The organism is Streptomyces sp. NPDC029216 (genome assembly GCF_040648015.1).
GTDB lineage: Bacteria > Actinomycetota > Actinomycetes > Streptomycetales > Streptomycetaceae > Streptomyces.
The window spans coordinates 1-20,088 of record NZ_JBEZWL010000094.1 but is presented as its reverse complement, the minus strand read 5'-3'; the positions used below and the strand labels follow the sequence as shown (position 1 = coordinate 20,088).

The window sequence follows — 20,088 nt, the reverse complement described above, 5'->3', positions numbered from 1 at the left end:
GTGCTCCGTACTCAGGCCGTTGATCAGGCTTCGCTGTCGCCCAGCGCCAGTTCGATGAGGTGGTCGAGGTCCATGTCCGCGATGGCGGAGTCGGTGTCGCTGTCGGTGTCGGGTCCGCTGCCGCCCTCGCGGCCGTGGTCCTCGTGGCCGGCGTCGGGGCCGGGTGCCGTGTCCGCCGGTCCTGCCAGGCCCAGCAGGGCGTCCATGAGCCCGGCTTCGCGCAGGCGGGCCAGCGGGACGGCGGCGAGGACGCGCCGCACGCGGGCCTCTTCGGGGCTGTCGTCCGGGGCGTGGCCGGCGGGCCCCTCGGGCAGGAGCACGTCCAGCAGCCCGTCGGTGAGGGCGGTCGGTGTGGGGTGGTCGAAGACCATCGTCATCGGGAGCTTCAGTCCGGTCGCGGCGCCCATCCGGTTGCGGAGTTCTACCGCGGTGAGCGAGTCGAAGCCGAGGTCCCGGAAGGCCCGGTCGGGCTCGATGGCGTCCGCGCCCGGGTAGCCCAGGACCGCCGCGGCCTCCTTGCGGACCCGTTCCAGCAGCAGGTCGAGCCGGTCCTCCCGGCCGAGGCCGGACAGCTCCCGGACGAGGTCCGCAGCCCGGGGGGCGCCGGCACCGGGGGTGTCGTCGGCCGCGGCCGTGGCGGCCAGCGCCGCCCGCGCCTCGGGCAGGTCGGCGAGGAGGGCGCTGGGCCGGCCGATGGTGAAGGAGGGCGCGAACCGCGGCCAGTCGACGTCCGCCACCACCACGGCGGTCTCGTCGCGGTCCATGGCCAGTTGCAGGGCCGAGACCGCCAACTCCGGGGAGAGCGAGGGAAGTCCGCTGCGCCTCAGGTACTCCTCGGCCCCGCCGTCGGCTGCCATCCCGCCTTCGGCCCAGGGGCCCCAGGCGACGGCCGTCGCGGCGAGTCCCCTGGCCCGGCGGTGCTGGGCGAGGGCGTCGAGGAAGGCGTTGCCCGCGGAGTAGGCGGCCTGGCTGCCGCTGCCCCACACCCCGGAAACGGACGAGAAGAGGATGAACGCGTCCAGGTCCCGGTCGGCGAGCAGCTCGTCCAGGTGGACCGCTCCGGCCACCTTGGCCGAGACCACGGCCGCCAGCTCCTCGGGGGTGGTGTCCGCGAGGGTGGTGAACTGCGGGAGCCCGGCGGCGTGCACGACGGCGGTCAGCGGGGCGGGGTCGCCGGACAGGGTGTCCAGCAGGCCCGCCAGGGCCGCCCGGTCGGCGACGTCGCACGCGGCGACCGTCACCCGTACCCCCGACTCCCGCAGCTCGGCGGAGAGTTCGGCCGCACCCGCGGCCGCCTCCCCGCGCCTGCTGGTGAGGACGAGGTGCTCGGCACCGGCTCCGGCCAGCCAGCGGGCGGTGTGCCCGCCGAGCGAACCCGTACCGCCGGTGATCAGTACCGTGCCGCGGGGCTTCCAGCCGCCGTCGGCGCCGGTGGCTCCGGCCGTGCGGGGCATCCGGGTCAGCCTGCGGACCAGGATCCCGGAGGCGCTCACCGCCAGCTGGTCCTCGCCACCGGCCCCGCCCAGGACCTGGGCGAGCCGGGCGAGGGTGCGTTCGTCGGGGGTGTCGGCACCGCTGCCGAGGTCGACCAGGCCGCCCCAGCGGCCGGGGGTCTCCAGCGCGACCGCGCGTCCCATACCCCAGACCAGGGCCTGGAGCGGCCGGGTGACCGGCCGGGAGCCGCTGACGGCCACGGCCCCGCTGGTGAGGCACCACAGCGGTGCCTGGACGTCGAGGGCGCCGAGCGCCTGGACGAGGGCGACGGTGGCGGTGAGACCGGCCGGCAGGCCCGTGTGCAGGGGGTGGCTGCGTTCGTCCATTGCCAGCAGGGACAGGACCCCGGACACCGGGACGCCGTCCGCGACCCCGGCCTCCCGCAGCAGCGCGGCGAGCGCCTCACGGTCGGCCCCGGGGTCGGTGACCGTAAGGCGGAGGGGTTCGCCGGCCCGGTCGCGGAACATCCGGGCGTAGGGCTCGGCCGTCGCCGCATCCGGGGCAACGACCAGCCAGGTGCCCGACGGGGCGCCGGCCGGCAGGTCGGTGCGGGGCTGCCACACCGCCTGGTAGCGCCAGCCGTCGAGCGTGGCCCGCGTCCGGGTTTCCCGGCGCCAGGTCGAGAGCGCGCCGAACACCGAGTCCAGCGGCGCCCCGGCCGCCACCCCGAGCTGCGCGGCGAGGGCCTCCGGTGCCCCGTTCTCGACGGTGTCCCAGAACTCCGCCTCCGCCGCGTCGGCCGGTGCGGTGCCGGTGGCGGCCGGTGCGGGCTCCGCCGTCAGCCAGTAGCGCTCGCGCTGGAAGGCGTACGTGGGCAGGTCGATCCGGCGGGCGCCCTGGCCGGCCAGGACGGCCGTCCAGTCCACCGGGTTGCCCTGGACGTGGAGTTGAGCGAGGGCCGCAGTCACGGCCGTCTCCTCCGGCCGGTCCCCGCGCAGCAGAGGAACCACCGCGTGAGTACCGTCAAGGATGCTGGCGGCCAAGCCGGTCAGCACACCGCCCGGACCGATCTCCAGGAACGTACCGACTCCCTCTGCTGCCAGGACCTCCACCGCATCCGCGAAACGCACTGCCTCACGGACATGGCCGACCCAGTAGTCCACGGAACAGAACTCCTCCGCCGACACCACAGCACCCGTCAGCGTCGAGACCACCGGCAGCGCGGGCGTCCCGAACGACACCGCCTCCACCGCCTTGCGGAAGTCCGCCAGCATCGGATCCATCAACGGCGAGTGGAACGCATGGGAGACCATCAGGGCCTTCGTCTTGCGCCCCTCCGCCGCCAGCTTGGCGACGGCTCGCGAGACGGCCTCCTGGGCGCCCGAAAGCACCACGGAGGAAGGCCCGTTGACCGCAGCGATTCCCATCTCGTCTTCGAAGCCCGCGAGCAGCTGACGAGCCTCGGCCTCGGAAGCCTCTACCGCGACCATCACTCCCCCAGCGGGAAGCGCCTGCATCAACCGGCCACGCGCCACCACCAAAGCCGCCGCATCCTCCAGCGAGAACACACCCGCCACATGAGCCGCCGCGAACTCGCCGATGGAATGCCCCGCAAGGAAGTCCGGGGACACACCCCACGACTCCACCAGCCGGAACAACGCCACCTCGACCGCGAACAACGCCGGCTGGGTGAACCCGGTCTCGTTCAGCAGCTCCGCGTCCTCACCGAACACCACATCCCGCAACGGCCGGTCCAGATACCCGTCCACACGGGCACACACCGCATCGAACGCATCCGCGAACACCGGGAACCCCGCATACAACTCACGCCCCATCCCCAGCCGCTGACTCCCCTGACCCGAGAACAGGAACGCCGTGCGTGCTCCCGCGGCTCCCGCGCGACCCCTTACGAGGTCCGCTGACGGCTCGCCCTCGCTCAGGGCGTCCAGGCCGGCGGCCAGTTCCCCGGTGGTCGCGCCCAGCACCACCGCGCGGTGGGGCAGGGAGGTGCGGGACTCGGCCAGGGAGAGGGCCAGGTCCGCCGGGGTGAGGCCGGGGTGGGAGCGGATGTGGGCGAGGAGGGTGCGCGCCTGCTCGCGCAGGGCGGGCTCGTCCGCACCGGACAGCATCCACGGCAGGCAGCCGCGCTGCGCGGCGGGGGTCGGCAGGGCCTCGGCGTCCGCGAGGTCCTCGGGGGGCGTCGGGGCCTGCTCGATGATGGTGTGGGCGTTGGTGCCGCTCACGCCGAAGGAGGAGACGGCCGCCCGGCGCGGCCGGCCGGAGTCCGCGTCCGTCCAGGCCACGGGCTCGGTCAGGAGCCGGACCGCGCCCCCCGACCAGTCGACGTGCGGGGAGGGCTCGTCCACGTGGAGGGTCTTGGGCAGCAGACCGTTCCGGAGCGACAGCACGGTCTTGATCACGCTCGCCAGGCCGGAGGCGGCCTGGGTGTGGCCGATGTTGGACTTCAGAGAGCCCAGCCACAACGGCCGGTCCTCCGGCCGGTCCTGACCGTACGTCGCCAGCAGTGCCTGCGCCTCGATCGGGTCACCGAGGGCCGTGCCGGTGCCGTGCGCCTCGACGGCGTCCACGTCGGCTGCCGTCAGCCCGGCGTTGGCAAGGGCCTGGCGGATCACCCGCTGCTGGGCGGGGCCGTTGGGGGCAGTGAGGCCGTTGGAGGCGCCGTCCTGGTTGACGGCCGAGCCGCGGACCACGGCGAGGACCGGGTGGCCGTGGCGGCGGGCGTCGGAGAGGCGCTCCACCAGCAGCATGCCCACGCCCTCACCCCAGCCCGTGCCGTCGGCCGCCGCCGCGAACGGCTTGCAGCGGCCGTCGGCGGCCAGCCCGCGCTGCCGGCTGAACTCGACGAAGGCGTTGGGGCCGGCCATCACGGCCGCGCCGCCGACCAGGGCCAGTTCGCACTCGCCCTGGCGCAGGGCCTGGGTGGCCAGGTGCAGGGCGACCAGGGAGGAGGAGCAGGCCGTGTCCACGGTCAGCGCGGGTCCTTCGAGGCCCAGGGCGTAGGCGATGCGGCCGGACATGACGCTGCTGGACGTACCGGTGAGGAGGTGCCCCTCGACGCCGTCGGGCAGGGCTCCGGGCGTGGCGCCGTAGCCCTGGTAGCCGGAGCCGATGAACACGCCGGTGCGGCTGCCGCGCAGGGAGGAGGGGGCGAGGCGGGCCCGTTCCAGGGTTTCCCAGGCGGTCTCCAGCAGCAGCCGCTGCTGGGGGTCCATGGCCAGGGCCTCGCGCGGGGAGATCCCGAAGAAGCGGGCGTCGAAGCGGTCGGCGTCGTGGAGGAACCCGCCCTCGTTGACGTAGGTGGTGCCGGGGTGCTCGGGGTCCGGGTGGTAGAGGGAGTCGAGGTCCCAGCCCCGGTCGGCGGGGAAGGGGGTGACGGCGTCGACGCCGTCCGCCAGCAACTGCCACAGCTGCTCGGGGGAGTTGGCGCCGCCGGGGAAGCGGCAGCCCATGGCGACGATCGCGATCGGCTCGTCGGCCGCGGCGGCACCGGTGGTTCCGGGGCCGACGGCCGGGAGGCCGGCCGGCGCGTGGCCGGATACCTCGGAGGCCATGAAGGCGGCGAGGGCCTCCGCGTTGGGGTGGTCGAAGACCAGGGTGGTGGGCAGGCGCAGCCCGGTGGCCCTGTTCAGCCGGTTGCGCAGTTCGACGCCGGTGAGGGAGTCGAAGCCGAGGTCCTTGAACGACCGGTCGGAGGCCACCGCGCCCAGGCCTGAGTGGCCGAGGGCCTGGGCCACTTCGGCCCGGACGAGGTCCAGGAGCACGCGGTGGCGTTCGGCGGCGGGGAGAGCGGCGAGTCCGGCGGTACGGGAGGGGGCCGTCTCGTCTGCCGTGCCCGCAGGGTCCGTCCCGCCCCCGGCGGCCGCGAGGGCCGTACGGGCCTCGGGCAGGTCGGCGAGGAGGGCGCTGGGCCGGGCGAGGGTGAAGGCGGGTGCGAACCGGTCCCAGCTGACGTCGGCGACGACGACCGTGGTCTCGTCGAGGTCCAGTGCCCGCTGGAGTGCGGCGATCGCGGTGTCCGGGGACATGGCGGGCAGCCCGCGCCGGCGCAGGTGGGCCTCGGCCTCGTCGTCGCCCGCCATGCCGCCGTCGGCCCAGGGTCCCCAGGCGACGGAGGTGGCGGCGAGCCCGCGGGAGCGGCGCTGCTCGGCGAGGGCGTCGAGGTGGGCGTTGGCCGCGCAGTAGGCGGCCTGGCTGCCGCTGCCCCAGGCGGCGGCGACGGAGGAGAACAGGACGAAGGCGTCCAGGGCCCGGTCGGCGAGGAGTTCGTCGAGGTGCCGGGCACCGGCCGCCTTGGCGGCGACGACGGCGGCGAGGTCGGCCGGGGTCAGGGTGTCGGTGGGGGTGAACTGTGGCAGGCCGGCCGCATGGATGACGGCCGTGAGCGGGTGGCGGTCCTCCGGGAGGGCCCGGAGCAGGCCGGCCACCTGCTCGCGGTCGGCGAGGTCGCAGGCGGTGAGGGTGACCCGGGCGCCCAGTTCCTCGATCTCGGCGGCGAGTTCGCGTGCCCCGGGGGCCTGCGGGCCCCGCCGGCTGGTGAGCACGAGGTGGTCGGCGCCGTTCCGGGCGAGGTGCCGGGCGACCTGGGCGCCGAGCGCTCCGGTGCCGCCGGTGATCAGGACGGTGCCGTGCGGCTGCCAGGCCCGGTCCTCGGACGGGGTCGTGGTTGCGACATCGGTGGCGAGGGCGCGGCCCAGACGGCGGACGAAGACTCCGGAGGGGCGGATCGCGATCTGGTCCTCTCCTCCCGTCCCGGCGGCGAGGACAGAGACGAGCCGGTGGGCGGCCCGCTCGTCCAGGGTGGCGGGCAGGTCGACGAGTCCGCCCCAGCGGTCGGGGTAGTCGAGTGCCGTCGAGCGTCCGAGGCCCCAGACCATGGCCTGCTGCGGGCTGGTCAGCGTGTCCGAGCGTCCGACGGCGACCGCTCCGCGGGTGGCGCACCAGAGCGGCGCGGCGGTCTCCGTGTCGCCCAGGGCCTGGACCAGCAGGGTGGTCAGGGCCAGCCCGGCCGGCAGGTCGGGGTGGTCCGGGTGGGTGTCGTCGGTGAGCGCGAGGAGGGACAGGAGCCCAGTCGGCGCCGTCGCGTCGGGGTCGCGGCGCAGGCGTGCCGCGAGTTCCGTACGGGTCTCGTCGGCGCGTACGGACAGCAGTACGACCTCGGCGCCGTGGCGGGTCAGGGCGTCGGTGACGGCGGTGACCGTGGGGTCGCCCTCGCCGCCCTCGGCGACGGCGAGCAGCCAGGTGCCGGCCGGCTCGGCGGCGTCCAGGCCGCCGGTCAGCGGCTGCCAGGAGATCCGGTAGCGCCAGGAGTCGACGACGGAGCGGCTGCGCTGCCGTCGGCGCCACTGGGACAGTGCGGGCAGGACGGAGCTGAGCGGGGAGTCCCCGGTGACCTCCAGCCGTGCGGCGAGGGCGGCCAGGTCCTGGTTCTCGACGGTGTCCCAGAAGGCGGCCTCGGCCGGGTCCGCCGCCTCGGGGCCGGTCTCCCGGGGGCCGGCGGGGATCAGCCAGTACGGCTGGTGCTGGAAGGGGTAGGTGGGCAGGTCGACGCGGCGTGCGCCCCGGCCGGCGAAGACCGTCTCCCAGTCGACGGGCGTGCCGTGGACGTGGAGCCGGGCGAGGGCGGCGGAGACGGCCAGGGCCTCGGCACGGTCGGCCCGCAGGAGGGGAACCGTGACGGCCTGCTCGTCGAGGAGCTCCTGGGCCAGGGCGGTCAGGACCCCGCCGGGGCCGATCTCCAGGAAGGTGCGCACGCCTTCGGCCGCCAGGGCGGTCACGGCGTCGGCGAAACGGACGGCCTCACGGACATGACGCACCCAGTAATCGGCCGAACCGAACTCCTCCGCCGTGACGATCCGACCCGTGAGAGTGGAGACGATCGGCAGGCTCGGAGCCCCGAAAGAGACGGACTCCGCGACGGCACGGAACTCGTCGAGCATCGGGCCCATCAACGGCGAGTGGAAAGCATGCGAAACCGTCAGGGCCTTGGTCTTACGACCCTCGGCCACGAGCTTCCCGGCCAGCTCCGCCACCGCAGCCTCGGCACCCGAAACCACCACGGACGTAGGCCCGTTGACCGCGGCGATACCCGCCCGGTCCTCAAACGCCGGCAGCAGCGCCCGCACCTCCTCCTCGGACGCCTCGACCGCCACCATCACCCCGCCCACCGGCAGCGCCTGCATCAACCGGCCCCGCGCGGCCACCAGCTTCGCCGCATCCTCCAGCGACAACACACCGGCTACATGGGCCGCGGCGAACTCACCTACCGAGTGCCCCGCCAGGAAGTCCGGACGCACACCCCAGGACTCCACCAACCGGAACAACGCCACCTCGATGGCGAACAACGCCGGCTGGGTATTACCGGTCTCGTTCAGGAGCTCCGCGTCCTCACCGAACACCACGTCCTTGAGCGGGAGTTCGAGATGCGGGTCAAGAGCCGAACACACCGCGCCGAAGGCCTCCGCGAACACCGGGAAGGCCGCGTGCAGTTCACGGCCCATGCCCAGGCGCTGGCTGCCCTGCCCGGAGAACAGGAACGCCGTCCGGCCGGCGGCCCCCGCGGAGGCCGTGCCGCGCACGGTCTGCGGTCCCGGGGTCTCGCCGCGGGCGAGGGTGGTCAGGCCCTGCACCAGGTCGTCCCGGTCGTGGCCGGTGATGACCGCGCGGTGCGGGAAGGCGGTGCGGGTGGTCGCCAGGGAGAAGGCGATGTCCGTCGCGTCGGGCCGGCCGGCGGAGCGGGCGTGGGCCAGGAGCCGTTCTGCCTGGGCCCGCAGGGCCGTCTCGTCCTTCGCGGAGATCAGCCAGGGGACGGGCAGCGGCGCGGGTGCCTCGTCCGGGCTGCCGTTCGCCTCATCGGTGTGGGGGTCGGCCGGGGCCTGCTCGACGATGACGTGGGCGTTGGTGCCGCTGACGCCGAAGGAGGAGACGCCCGCCCGGCGCGGACGGTCCCCCTGCTCCGCCCATTCCCGTGCCTCGGTGAGCAGGCGTACCTCCCCCGCCGACCAGTCGACGTGCGGGGAGGGCTCGTCCACGTGCAGGGTCTTCGGCAGCACCCCGTGACGCATCGCCATCACCATCTTGATCACGCCCGCCACACCGGCCGCGGCTTGCGTGTGCCCGATGTTGGACTTGACCGTGCCCAGCCACAGCGGCCGGTCGGCCTCGCGGCCGGTGCCGTAGGCCTTCAGCAGGGCCTGGGCCTCGATGGGGTCGCCCAGGGTGGTGCCCGTGCCGTGGGCCTCGACGGCGTCCACCTCGGCGGCGGACAGTCCGGCGTCCGCGAGGGCCTGGCCGATCACGCGCTGCTGCGCGGGCCCGTTGGGGGCGGTCAGGCCGTTGGAGGCGCCGTCCTGGTTGATCGCGGACCCGCGTACGAGGGCCAGTACCCGGTGCCCGTTGCGGCGGGCGTCGGAGAGGCGCTCGACGAGCAGCATGCCCGCGCCCTCGGCGAGGCCGGTGCCCTCCGCCGAGGCGGCGAAGGCGCGGCAGCGGGCGTCGGTGGCCAGTCCGCGCTGGCGGCTGAAGCCGATGAGCGCGCCCGGGGTGGACATGACGGTGACTCCGCCCGCGAGGGCCAGGTCGCATTCGCCGCGGCGCAGGGACTGCGCGGCCAGGTGCAGGGCGACGAGGGAGGAGGAGCAGGCGGTGTCCACGGTCACCGCCGGGCCTTCGAGGCCGAAGGTGTAGGCCACCCGGCCCGAGACCACCGAGGCGGAGTTGGCGGTCAGCAGGTGCCCTTCCATGCCCTCGGTCTGCTCCGGTGAGAGGCCGATGGCGTAGTCCTGGCCGTTGGTGCCCGCGAACACTCCGGTGCGGGAGCCGCGCAGCGCCGCCGGGGCGATGCCGGCCCGTTCGAAGGCCTCCCAGGAGGTTTCCAGCAGCAGCCGCTGCTGCGGGTCCATGGAGAGGGCCTCGCGGGGGGAGATCCCGAAGAACTCGGGGTCGAACCCGCCCGCGTCGTGGAGGAATCCGCCTTCCTTGACGTAGCTGGTGCCCGGATGGTCGGGGTCCGGGTGGTAGAGGGCTTCGAGGTCCCAGCCGCGGTTGGCGGGCAGGCCGGTGATGGCGTCGGTGCCTTCGGCGAGCAGGCTCCAGAGGTCCTCGGGGCTGCGGACCTCGCCGGGGAGCCGGCAGCTCATGGCGACGATGGCGATGGGCTCGTCGGCGCCCGTGGCGGCGGCCCGGCCGGGGGCGGCGGGCGCGGCGGTGATGTGGGCCGTGCCGGGGTGGCCGCCGGGGATTTCGTCGAGGAGGTGGCCGGCGAGGGCTGCGGGGGTGGGGTGGTCGAAGACCGCGGTGGCGGGCAGGCGGACGCCGGTGGCGGTGGTGAGGCGGTTGCGGAGCTCCATCGCGGCCAGCGAGTCGAAGCCGAGTTCACGGAAGGCCCGGCCGGGGTCGATGGCCTCGGGGGTGGCGTGGCCGAGTACGGAGGCCACCTGGTTGCGGACGAGGGTGAGCACGGTGTCCTTGCGCTCGGCGGGCGGCAGGGCGGCCAGCCGGGACAGTTCGGCGGAGAGGCCGCCGGGGCCGGCTGCGGTGCTCCGCGCGGCGCGGCGCCCGGGGGTCCGGACCAGTCCGCGCAGCAGGGGCGGTACGGGGCCCGCCGCCCGGGTGCGCAGCGCGGCCAGGTCGAGGCGTACGGGGGCCAGGGCGGCGTCGTCCAGGGTGCGGGCCGTGTCGAGGAGGCGCAGGCCCTCGTCGGCGGTGAGCGGGACGAGTCCGGCGCGGGTCATGCGCCGCAGGTCTTCGTCGGCCAGCCGGGTCTGGTCGCCCCGTTCGTCCCAGACGCCCCAGGCGAGGGCGGAAGCGGGCAGGCCCTGGGCGCGGCGCTGGTGGGCGAGGGCGTCGAGGAAGGCGTTGCCCGCCGCGTAGGCGCCCTGTCCGGCGCCGCCGAAGGTACCGGCGAGGGAGGAGAAGAGGACGAAGGCGGAGAGGTCCAGGCCGCGGGTCAGCTCGTGGAGGTTGAGGGCGGCGTCGACCTTGGGGCGCAGGACCAGGTCGAGGTCCTCGGGGGTGAGGGAGTCGACGGGTCCGCCGGCGACGACGGCGGCGGCGTGGACGACCGCGGTGAGCGGCCGGTCGGCGGGGACGGCCGCGAGGAGGGCCGCGAGGGCGTCCCGGTCGGCGGCGTCGCAGGCGGCGACGGTGACGGTGGCGCCGAGGGCGGTGAGCTCCTCCTGGAGCGCGGCGGCGCCTTCGGCCTCGGGGCCGCGGCGGCTGGTGAGGAGGACGTTGCGGACGCCGTGGGCGGTGATGAAGTGGGCGGCGACGAGGCGGCCGAGGGCGCCGGTGCCGCCGGTGATCAGGACGGTGCCCTGGGGGTCGAGGGCGGGGGCGGGGGCGGGTTCCGTGCCGACCGGGACGCGGGCCAGCCGCGGTACGGACATCCGGCCCTCGCGCAGGGCCAGTTGGGGTTCGCCGGTGGCGACGGCGGCGGGCAGGCGGCGCAGGGAGTCCGGGGTGCCGTCGGTGTCGGCGAGGACGAGGCGGTCGGGGTGCTCGGACTGGGCGGAACGGATCAGGCCCCAGACGGGGGCGTGCCCGGGGCGGGTGTCGGGTGCGCCGTCGGCGTCCTCGCCCGGTACGGCGACGGCCCTGTGGGTGAGGAGGACGAGCCGGGAGTCGGCGAATCGGTCGTCGGCCAGCCAGTCCCGCAGGAGGGCGAGGGCGGCCCGCGCGGTCTCCCGGACGGCCTCGGCGTCTGCCCCGGTGCCTGCGTCTGCGTCTGCGTCGAGGCCGGTGCCGGGCACGGGGAGGACGACGCCCACGGTCGCGGGGACGGGTGCGCCGGCCGTGACCGCCGCGGCCAGGGCGGTGAGGTCGGGGTGGGTGTCGGGCCTCCGGCCGCCGGCCGCGAGGGCGGCGGCGGTCTCCTGTAGGGCCGCCTCACCGGCGGCGGCCTGCGGGGCGGTGCCGATGAGGGCCCACGACGACGCGGGGGCGGTGGTGTCGGCGAGCGGCCGCGTCGGCCACTCCACCCGGTAGAGGGATTCGTGGTGGTCGGTGAGGGCGGCCCGCAGGTGTTCCTCGCGGACCTCGCGGAAGGTGAGCGTGCCGACGGTGGCCACGGCCCGTCCGCTGTCGTCGGCGGCGCTGAGGGTCACGGCGTCGGTGCCGGCGGGGGTCAGCCGGATCCGCAGGCGGGTGGCTCCGGTGGCGTGCAGGCGTACGTCCTCCCAGGAGAACGCCATGCGTCCGCTGCCCATGTCGCCGAGCGGTCCGAAGCCGACGGCGTGCAGCGCCGCGTCCAGCAGCGCCGGGTGCAGCCCGTACCGGTCGGCGTCGGCGCGGGCGTCCTCGGGGAGGGTCACCTCGGCGAACACCTCGTCCCCGAGCCGCCAGGCGGCGTGCAGGCCCTGGAAGACCGGGCCGTAGGCGAAGGAGCGTGCGGCGAGCTCGGCGTAGAAGCCGTCGAGGTCGACGGGGGCGGCGCCGGCGGGCGGCCAGTGCGCCCACTGCGCTTCGGGCGCGGGGGTCCCGGTGGCGGGCGCGGAGTTCAGTATGCCGGTGCCGTGGCAGGTCCAGCCCTCCTCCGCGGCGGCGGTGTCGGGCCGGGAGTGGACGGCGAAGCGCCGGTCTCCGGATCCGTCGGCCGGGCCGGCCGCGACCTGGACGAGGACGCCGCCCTGCTCGGGCAGGACCAGGGGTGCCTGGAGGGTCAGTTCGGCCAGGTTGTCGCAGCCGAGGTGGTCGCCGGTCCGGACGGCGAGCTCCACGAAGGCCGTGCCGGGGAGGATGACCGCGCCCAGCACGGTGTGTTCGGCCAGCCAGGGGTGCGTGCGCGTGGACAGGCGGCCGGTCAGCAGCAGGCCGTCGGCGTCGGCGAGGGTGGTGACGGCGCCCAGCAGGGGGTGGTCCGACGGGGCGAGACCCAGGCCCGCCGCGTCCGCCGGGGTGTACGGGGCGTCGAGCCAGTAGCGCTCGTGCTGGAAGGCGTACGTGGGCAGCGGGATCCGGCGGGCGTCCGGGGCGGCGAGGACGGCCGTCCAGTCGAGGGCGACGCCGTGTGCGTGGGCCTCGGCGGCGGAGCGCAGGAAGCGGTCGGTGCCCCCTTCGTCGCGGCGCAGGGTGCCGAGGGCAACGGCGCCCGCGCCCAGGTCGTCGAGGGTCTCCTGGATGCCGACGGTCAGCACCGGGTGCGCGCTGACCTCGATGAGGGCGCCGTGCCCGTCGCGGACGAGGGCGCGGGTGGCCTCCTCGAAGCGGACGGTCTGGCGCAGGCTGCGGTACCAGTACTCGGCGTCGAGCCGGTCGGTGTTCACGATGCCGCCGGTGACCGTGGAGTAGAACGGCACCTCGCAGGCGCGGGGGGTGATGTCGGCGAGCGCTTCGAGGACGCGGTCGCGGACGGCTTCGACGTGCGCGGAGTGGGAGGCGTAGTCCACGGCGATCAGCCGGGCCCGGATCCCGTCGGCCTGCAGGGCGTCGCGGAGCTCGGTGAGGGCGTCGCCGTCGCCGGAGACGACGACGGAGGACGGGCTGTTCACGGCGGCGACGGACAGCCGCTCACCCCAGGCGCCCATCCGGGGGGTCAGCCGGTCCAGGGGCAGGGCGACGGAGAGCATGCCGCCCCGGCCGGACAGCACGGTCAGCGCCCGGCTGCGCAGGGCCACGACCTTCGCGGCGTCCTCCAGGCTGAGCGCGCCGACGACGGCCGCGGCGGCGATCTCGCCCTGGCTGTGGCCGGCGACGGCCGCGGGGTGCACCCCGTAGGAGCGCCACAGTTCGGCCAGCGAGACCATCACCGCGAACAGGACGGGCTGGACGACGTCGACCCGGTCGAAGCCGGGGGCGCCGGGCGCGCCGCGCAGGACCTCCGTCAGCGACCAGTCGACGTGCGGGGCGAGGGCTTCCTCGCACTGGCGCAGGCGCTCGGCGAAGACCGGTGCGGTGTCGAGGAGTTCGACGGCCATGCCCGCCCACTGGGAGCCCTGGCCGGGGAAGACGAAGGCGGCCTGGCGGGTGTCGTCGGCGGTGCCGCGCACCACGTCGGTGCCGGCGGGGGCGGGGGCGCCGGGCTCGGCGTCGGCGAGGTGGTCCAGGGCCCGGTCCAGGCCGGCCCGGTCGGCGGCGAGGAGGACGGCGCGGTGGGGGAAGGCGGTGCGGGTGGTGGCGAGGGAGTGGGCGATGTCGAGGGCCGTCGGGGCGGTGCCGTCGGGCGCCACGGGGAGGGCGGCCAGGTGGGCGCGGAGCCGGGCGGCCTGCGCGGCGAGGGCGGCCGGGGACTTGGCGGAGAGCGGCCAGGGGACGAGGCGCGGTCCCCCGCCGTCCGGGGCTCCGGCGGTGGCGGCGGCCTCGCTGCCGGTGCCGTCGTCGCCGATCCCGACGAGGGCGGCCGCGCGGCCGGCGAGGGCGGTACCGAGGGTGGCCGCACGGCCCGCAATGGCGGTGCCGACGGCGCCGGCCCGGTCCGCGAGGGCGGTGGCGGCCCGGTCGGCGAGGGTGGCGGCCGTGTGGGGGGCGGCACGGTCGGCGGTGGCGGTGGCCGTATCCCCGGCGGCGGCATCCCTGGCGGGGGTGTCACCCCTGCTGGGGGTGGCGGCCGCGCCGGGGGCGTCGGACGTACCCGGGGCGGCGGACGAGCCCGGGGCGGCCGACGTACCCGGCACAGCGGACGTACCCGGCACAGCGGACGTGGCCGGCACGGCGGGCGTACCCGGGGCGGCGGACGGGCCCGGCACGGCCGACGTACCCGGCACAGCCGACGTACCCGGGGCCGCGGACGGCCCCGGGGCCGCGGACGGATCGGTTGTGGCGAGGTGCTGTTCGATGACGACGTGCGCGTTGGTGCCGCTGACGCCGAAGGCGGAGACGGCGGCCCGGCGGGGCCGGCCGGGCTCCGTCTCGGGCCAGGCGGTGTTCTCCGTGACCAGGGAGACGGCCCCCGAGGACCAGTCGACGTGCGGGGTCGGCTCTTCCGCGTGCAGCGTCTTCGGCAGGATGCCGTGGCGCAGCGCCTGCACCATCTTGATGACCCCCGCGACACCGGCCGCGGCCTGGGTGTGCCCGAGGTTGGACTTGACGGAGCCCAGCCACAGGGGCCGGTCGGCGGGCCGCTCCCGGCCGTAGGCCGCGAGCAGGGCCTGGGCCTCGATCGGGTCGCCGAGGGTGGTGCCGGTGCCGTGGGCCTCGACGATGTCCACGTCGGACGGGGAGAGCAGGCCGTTGGCCAGGGCCTGGTGGATGACGCGCTGCTGGGCGGGCCCGTTGGGGGCGGTCAGCCCGTTGCTGGCGCCGTCCTGGTTGACGGCGGAGCCCCGGACCACCGCCAGGACGGGGTGTCCGAGCCGGACGGCGTCGGAGAGCCGTTCGACGAGCAGCATGCCGACGCCCTCGGACCAGCCGGTGCCGTCGGCCGCGGCGGAGAAGGCGCGGCAGCGGCCGTCGGGCGAGAGTCCGCGCTGACGGCTGAACTCGACGAAGGTGGTCGGTCCGGCCATCACGGTGACGCCGCCCGCGAGCGCGAGGTCGCACTCGCCCTGGCGCAGGGCCTGGACGGCGAGGTGCAGGGCCACGAGGGAGGAGGAGCAGGCGGTGTCGATGGTGACGGCCGGGCCCTCCAGGCCGAGGGTGTAGGCGATGCGGCCGGAGACCACGCTCCCGGTGTTGCCGGTGCTCACGTACCCCTCGATGCCCTCGGGCATGGCGGGCAAGCGGGAGACGTAGTCGTGGTACATGACTCCGGCGAACACCCCGGTGCGGCTGCCGCGCAGGGTCTGCGGATCCAGTTCGGCCCGCTCGACCGCCTCCCAGGAGGCTTCGAGGATGAGCCGCTGCTGGGGATCCATGGCGAGGGCCTCGCGCGGGCCGATCCCGAAGAACCCGGGGTCGAACTCGGCCGCCCCGTGCAGGAATCCGCCTTCCCGGGTGTAGGTGGTGCCCGGGTTGTCGGGGTCCGGGTCGTAGAGCGCGTCGAGGTCCCAGCCCCGGTCGGTGGGGAAGCCGGAGATCGCGTCACGGCCCGAGGCGACCAGGTCCCACAGGTCCTCGGGGGATGCGACGCCGCCGGGGAAGCGGCAGCTCATGCCCACGATCGCGATCGGTTCGCGGTTCTTGCCCTCGGCCTCGCGCAGTCGCCGGCGCGCGTGCCGCAGATCGACGGTGGCACGCTTGAGGTAGTCGCGGAGCTTGTTCACATCGGTCGTCATCTGGGTTCTGTTCCTCAACGCGAAGGGATGGGCGTGCTGGTCGATCAGTAGGTGTCGAGCTCGCCGTCGAGCAGGTCGAAGAGCTCTTCGTCGGAGGCCTGCGCCACCTCGGCCGCGCTGTCCTGGCCGGTCTCGCCTTCGGCGGCCGGTGCGCTGCCGGTGCCGGGGCCGGAGTCGGCCTCGCGCCATTTCGCGAGGAGGACCTCCAGCCGCAGGGCGGCGGTGGCGCGGACAGCGCGGTCGTGCGCGGTGCGGGCGAACACGGTGTCCAGCCGGTCGATCTCGGCGAGCAGCGAGGGGGCCTCCGTGTCGCCGCCCGGTCCGGCGGCGGGCAGCGCCCCGGCCAGGTGGTCGGCGAGGGCCGCCGGGGTGGGGTGGTCGAACAGCAGGCTCGCCGGGAGGCTCAGACCGGTGGCGGTGCCCAGGTGGTTGCGGAGTTCGACGGCGGTCAGCGAGTCGAAGCCGAGGTCGCGGAAGGCCTGGGCGGCGCCGACGGCCTCGGCGGAGGTATGGCCCAGCACTGCGGCGACCTGGGCCCTGACGAGGCCGAGCAGGATCCGCCGGCGCTTCTCGTCGGAAGCGCCCGCCAGCTGTGCGGCCAGCGCGGCGGTCCCGGCCGCGGGGTCAGCCGCCGGGCGGGCGGGGGTCCGTACGAGGCCGCGGAGCAGGGCGGGCACGGGCCGGGTCCCGGCTTGGCGGCGCAGCGCGGCCAGGTTCAGCCGTACGGGCAGGAGCACGGCCTCGGCGCCGTCGGCGGCGGCCGTCGCGGTCGCCGCGTCGAACAGGCCGAGGCCCTCGTCCGGGGAGAGCGGCGACACGCCCGCCCGGGCCATCCGGGCGACTGCGCCCGCTCCGGCCGCGCCCAGCATCCCGTGCGGGCCGGCGGCGTCCGCCCAGGGCCCCCAGGCCAGCGACACGGCCGGCAGTCCGGCCGCCCGGCGCGACTGGGCGAGGGCGTCCAGACAGGCGTTGGCGGCGGCGTAGTTGGCCTGGCCCGCGGTGCCGAAGGTACCGGCGAGCGAGGAGAACAGCACGAAGGCCGCGAGGTCCCGGTCCCGGGTCAGTTCGTGCAGGTGGAACGCCGCGTCCGTCTTGGGCCCGAGGACGCCGTCCAGCCGTTCGGGGGTGAGCGAGCCGACGAGGGCGTCGTCGAGGACACCGGCCGCGTGCACCACCGCGGTCAGCGGATGGGCGGCGGGGATCCCGTCGAGCAGGGCGGCGAGCGCGGTCCGGTCGGCGGCGTCGCAGGCCGTCAGGGTCACCTCGGCGCCCAGCGCGCCCAGTTCGGCGGCGAAGGCGGACGCGCCCTCGGCGTCGGGCCCCCGGCGGCTGGTCAGCAGGAGGCGGCGGGCACCGTGCGCGGAGACCAGGTGCCGGGCCACCAGCCGGCCCAGGGCGCCCGTGGCCCCGGTCACCAGGACCGTACCGGACGGGTCCAGCCCCAGGGCGGAGGTGTCGCCGGTGGCCGCGGCGGGCGTGCGCGCCAGCCTCGGCACGAGCACCCTGCCGTCGCGGACGGCGGACTGCGGCTCTCCGCCGGCGAGCGCCGCCGCCAGCCAGCCGGGGGTCGCGGAGTCCGGTGCGGTGCCGGGCTCCACGCCCGCGTCGACGTCCACGAGGACGAAGCGGTCGGGGTGTTCGGACTGGACGGACCTGACCAGGCCCCATACGGCGGCCTGGGCCGGGTCCAGCCGGGCCGCGTCCCCGTCGGCCGCGCCGACCGCGTTCCGGGTGACGAGGACCAGCCTCCGCGGGTCCTCCTCCCCCGGCCCGGACGCCGCCAGCCGCTCCTGTACGAGGGCCAGGGCGCGGGCCACCGCGTACCGCACCGCGGCGGACGTCTCCGCCGGGCGGTCCGGGAGCTCCGCCTCCAGCAGGACGACGTGGTCGGCGACCGGCGTCAGGGTCGGGGCTGCCGGGGGCGCATCGGTCCACTCGACGCGGAACAGGGCGTCCTGGAAGCGTCCGGCCCGCGCGGCGGCGAGCTGCTCGGCGGAGACCGGCCGCAGGACCAGGGAGTCCACGCAGGCCACGGTCCGGCCGGTGGTGTCGGCGGCCAGCAGGGAGACGGCGTCCGGGCCCGCGGGGGCCAGCCGGACCAGGAGGGCGGTCGGCCCGCCGGACGGGGCGGCGGACAGCCTGACCCCGGTCCACGAGAAGGGGACCCGCGCCCGGTCGGTGCCGTCGTCCGTGCCGGCAGCGGCGTCTCCGCCGCCCAGCAGGCCTTCGCCGAGCGCGACCGCGTGCAGGGCCGCGTCCAGGAGGGCCGGGTGCAGTCCGAACCCGGAGACGTCGGTCCCGTCGGGCAGTTCCAGTTCGGCGAAGAGCACCTCGTCCCGGCTCCAGGCGGCGCGGACGCCCCGGAACAGCGGCCCGTAGTCGAGGCCCAGGCCGGCCATCCGCTCGTACAGGGAGTCCGGGGACCCGTCGGTGACGGGGACGGCCTGCGGCGGGGGCCACGCGGCCAGGGGGGCACCTTCGTCGGGGGCCGCGGCGGCGGACAGGGTGCCCACCGCGTGGCTCGTCCACGGCTCCTCGGCGGGCGCGCCCTGCGGCCGCGAGTGGATCTCCACCGCCCGGCGGCCGTCGGCGTCGGGGGCCGCGACCCGTACCTGTACCTGGACGGCCCCGTCCTCGGGGACGACCAGCGGGGTCCCGAGCGTCAGCTCGTCCAGCCGGTCGCAGCCGACGCCCTCGGCGTGGGCGGCGTGCAGGGCGAGGTCCACGAAGGCGGTGCCGGGGACCAGTACGGCGCCCAGCACGACGTGGTCGGCGAGCCAGGGGTGCGTCGCGAGCGACAGCCGCCCGGTCAGGAGGAGTCCTTCGCCGTCGGCGAGCGGAACGGCCGCGCCGAGCAGGCGGTGGTCCGCTGCGGCCAGACCGGCGGCGGAGACGTCACCGGGGGCGGGGGCCGCCGCCAGCCAGTAGCGGGTCCGCTGGAAGGGGTAGGTGGGCAGGTCGACGCGGCGTGCGCCACGGCCGGCGAAGACCGTCTCCCAGTCGACGGGCGTGCCGTGGACGTGGAGCCGGGCGAGGGCGGCGGAGACGGCCAGGGCCTCGGCACGGTCGGTGCGCAGGAGCGCCACGGCCACGGCGTCCGCGTCCAGGGCCTCCTGGGCCAGGGCGGTCAGGACCCCGCCGGGGCCGATCTCCAGGAAGGTGCGCACGCCTTCGGCCGCCAGGGCGGTCACGGCGTCGGCGAAACGGACGGCCTCACGGACATGACGCACCCAGTAATCGGCCGAACCGAACTCCTCGGCGCTCACGATCCGGCCGGTGAGAGTGGAGACGATCGGCAGGCTCGGGGCCCCGAAGGAGACGGACTCGGCGACGGCACGGAACTCGTCGAGCATCGGGTCCATCAGCGGCGAGTGGAAAGCATGCGAAACCGTCAGGGCCTTGGTCTTACGGCCCTCGGCCGCGAGCTTCCCGGCCAGCTCCGCCACCGCAGCCTCGGCACCCGAAACCACCACGGACGTAGGCCCGTTGACAGCGGCGATGTCGGCGCGGTCCTCGAACCCGGGCAGCAGGGCTCGTACCTCCTCCTCGGAAGCCTCGACCGCCACCATCGCCCCGCCCACCGGGAGCGCCTGCATCAGCCGGCCCCGCGCGGCCACCAGCTTCGCCGCATCCTCCAGGGAGAGCACGCCCGCCACATGGGCCGCGGCGAACTCACCTACCGAGTGCCCGGCCAGGAAGTCCGGACGCACACCCCAGGACTCCACCAGCCGGAACAACGCCACCTCGACCGCGAACAACGCCGGCTGGGTGAACCCGGTCTCGTTCAACAGCTCCGAATCCTCACCGAACACCACATCCCGCAGCGGCAGTTCAAGATGCGGATCCAGGGCCGCGCACACCGCGTCAAAGGCCTCCGTGAACACCGGGAAGACGGCGTGCAGTTCATGCCCCATGCCCAGGCGCTGGCTGCCCTGCCCGGAGAACAGGAAGGCGTGCCTCCCGCTCCCGGGGGCAGCAGCCGTGGCCTGGACCACCGCCCGCGAGGGGGCACCGTTCGCCAGGGCGGTCAGGGCCTCCAGCATCCCGGCCGGGTCCTCCGCGATCACGGCTGCCCGGTGCTCCAGGGCGCTGCGGCCCGTGGCCAGGGAACGGGCCACGTCCACTGCCGCCCGGCCCGGGTCCTGGGCGTACGGCAGGAGGGCGCGGGCCTGGGCGCGCAGGGCTTCCGGGCTCTTGGCGGAGAGCAGCCACGGCGCCGGGAAGGGTGTCGTGGTGCCGGCCTCGACGGGGGATTCGGGGGCCTGTTCCAGGACGACGTGGGCGTTGGTGCCGCTGAAGCCGAACGAGGAGACGGCCGCCCTCCGGGGGCGCGGCCCCTGCGTCCACTCGACGGGCTCGGTGAGGAGGCGGACGGTGCCCGAGGTCCAGTCGATGTGCGGGGAGGGCTCCTCGGCGTGCAGGGTCCGGGGCAGGACGCCGTGGCGCATGGCCTCGACCATCTTGATGATCCCGCCGACGCCGGCCGCGG

Annotated in this window: 2 protein-coding genes; both read right to left on the bottom strand. The window is 75.8% G+C overall.

Annotation, left to right across the window (positions count from 1 at the left end):
• Positions 1 to 23: 23 nt before the first annotated feature.
• Complete coding sequence (locus AB0F18_RS27370) at positions 24 to 15,599, bottom strand: type I polyketide synthase (RefSeq protein WP_362065204.1); 15,576 nt, start codon at positions 15,597 to 15,599, stop codon at positions 24 to 26.
• Positions 15,600 to 15,643: 44 nt separating this feature from the next.
• Positions 15,644 to 20,088: SDR family NAD(P)-dependent oxidoreductase (locus tag AB0F18_RS27365; protein ID WP_362065201.1), on the bottom strand; the 4,445-nt coding region annotated here is incomplete at its 5' end.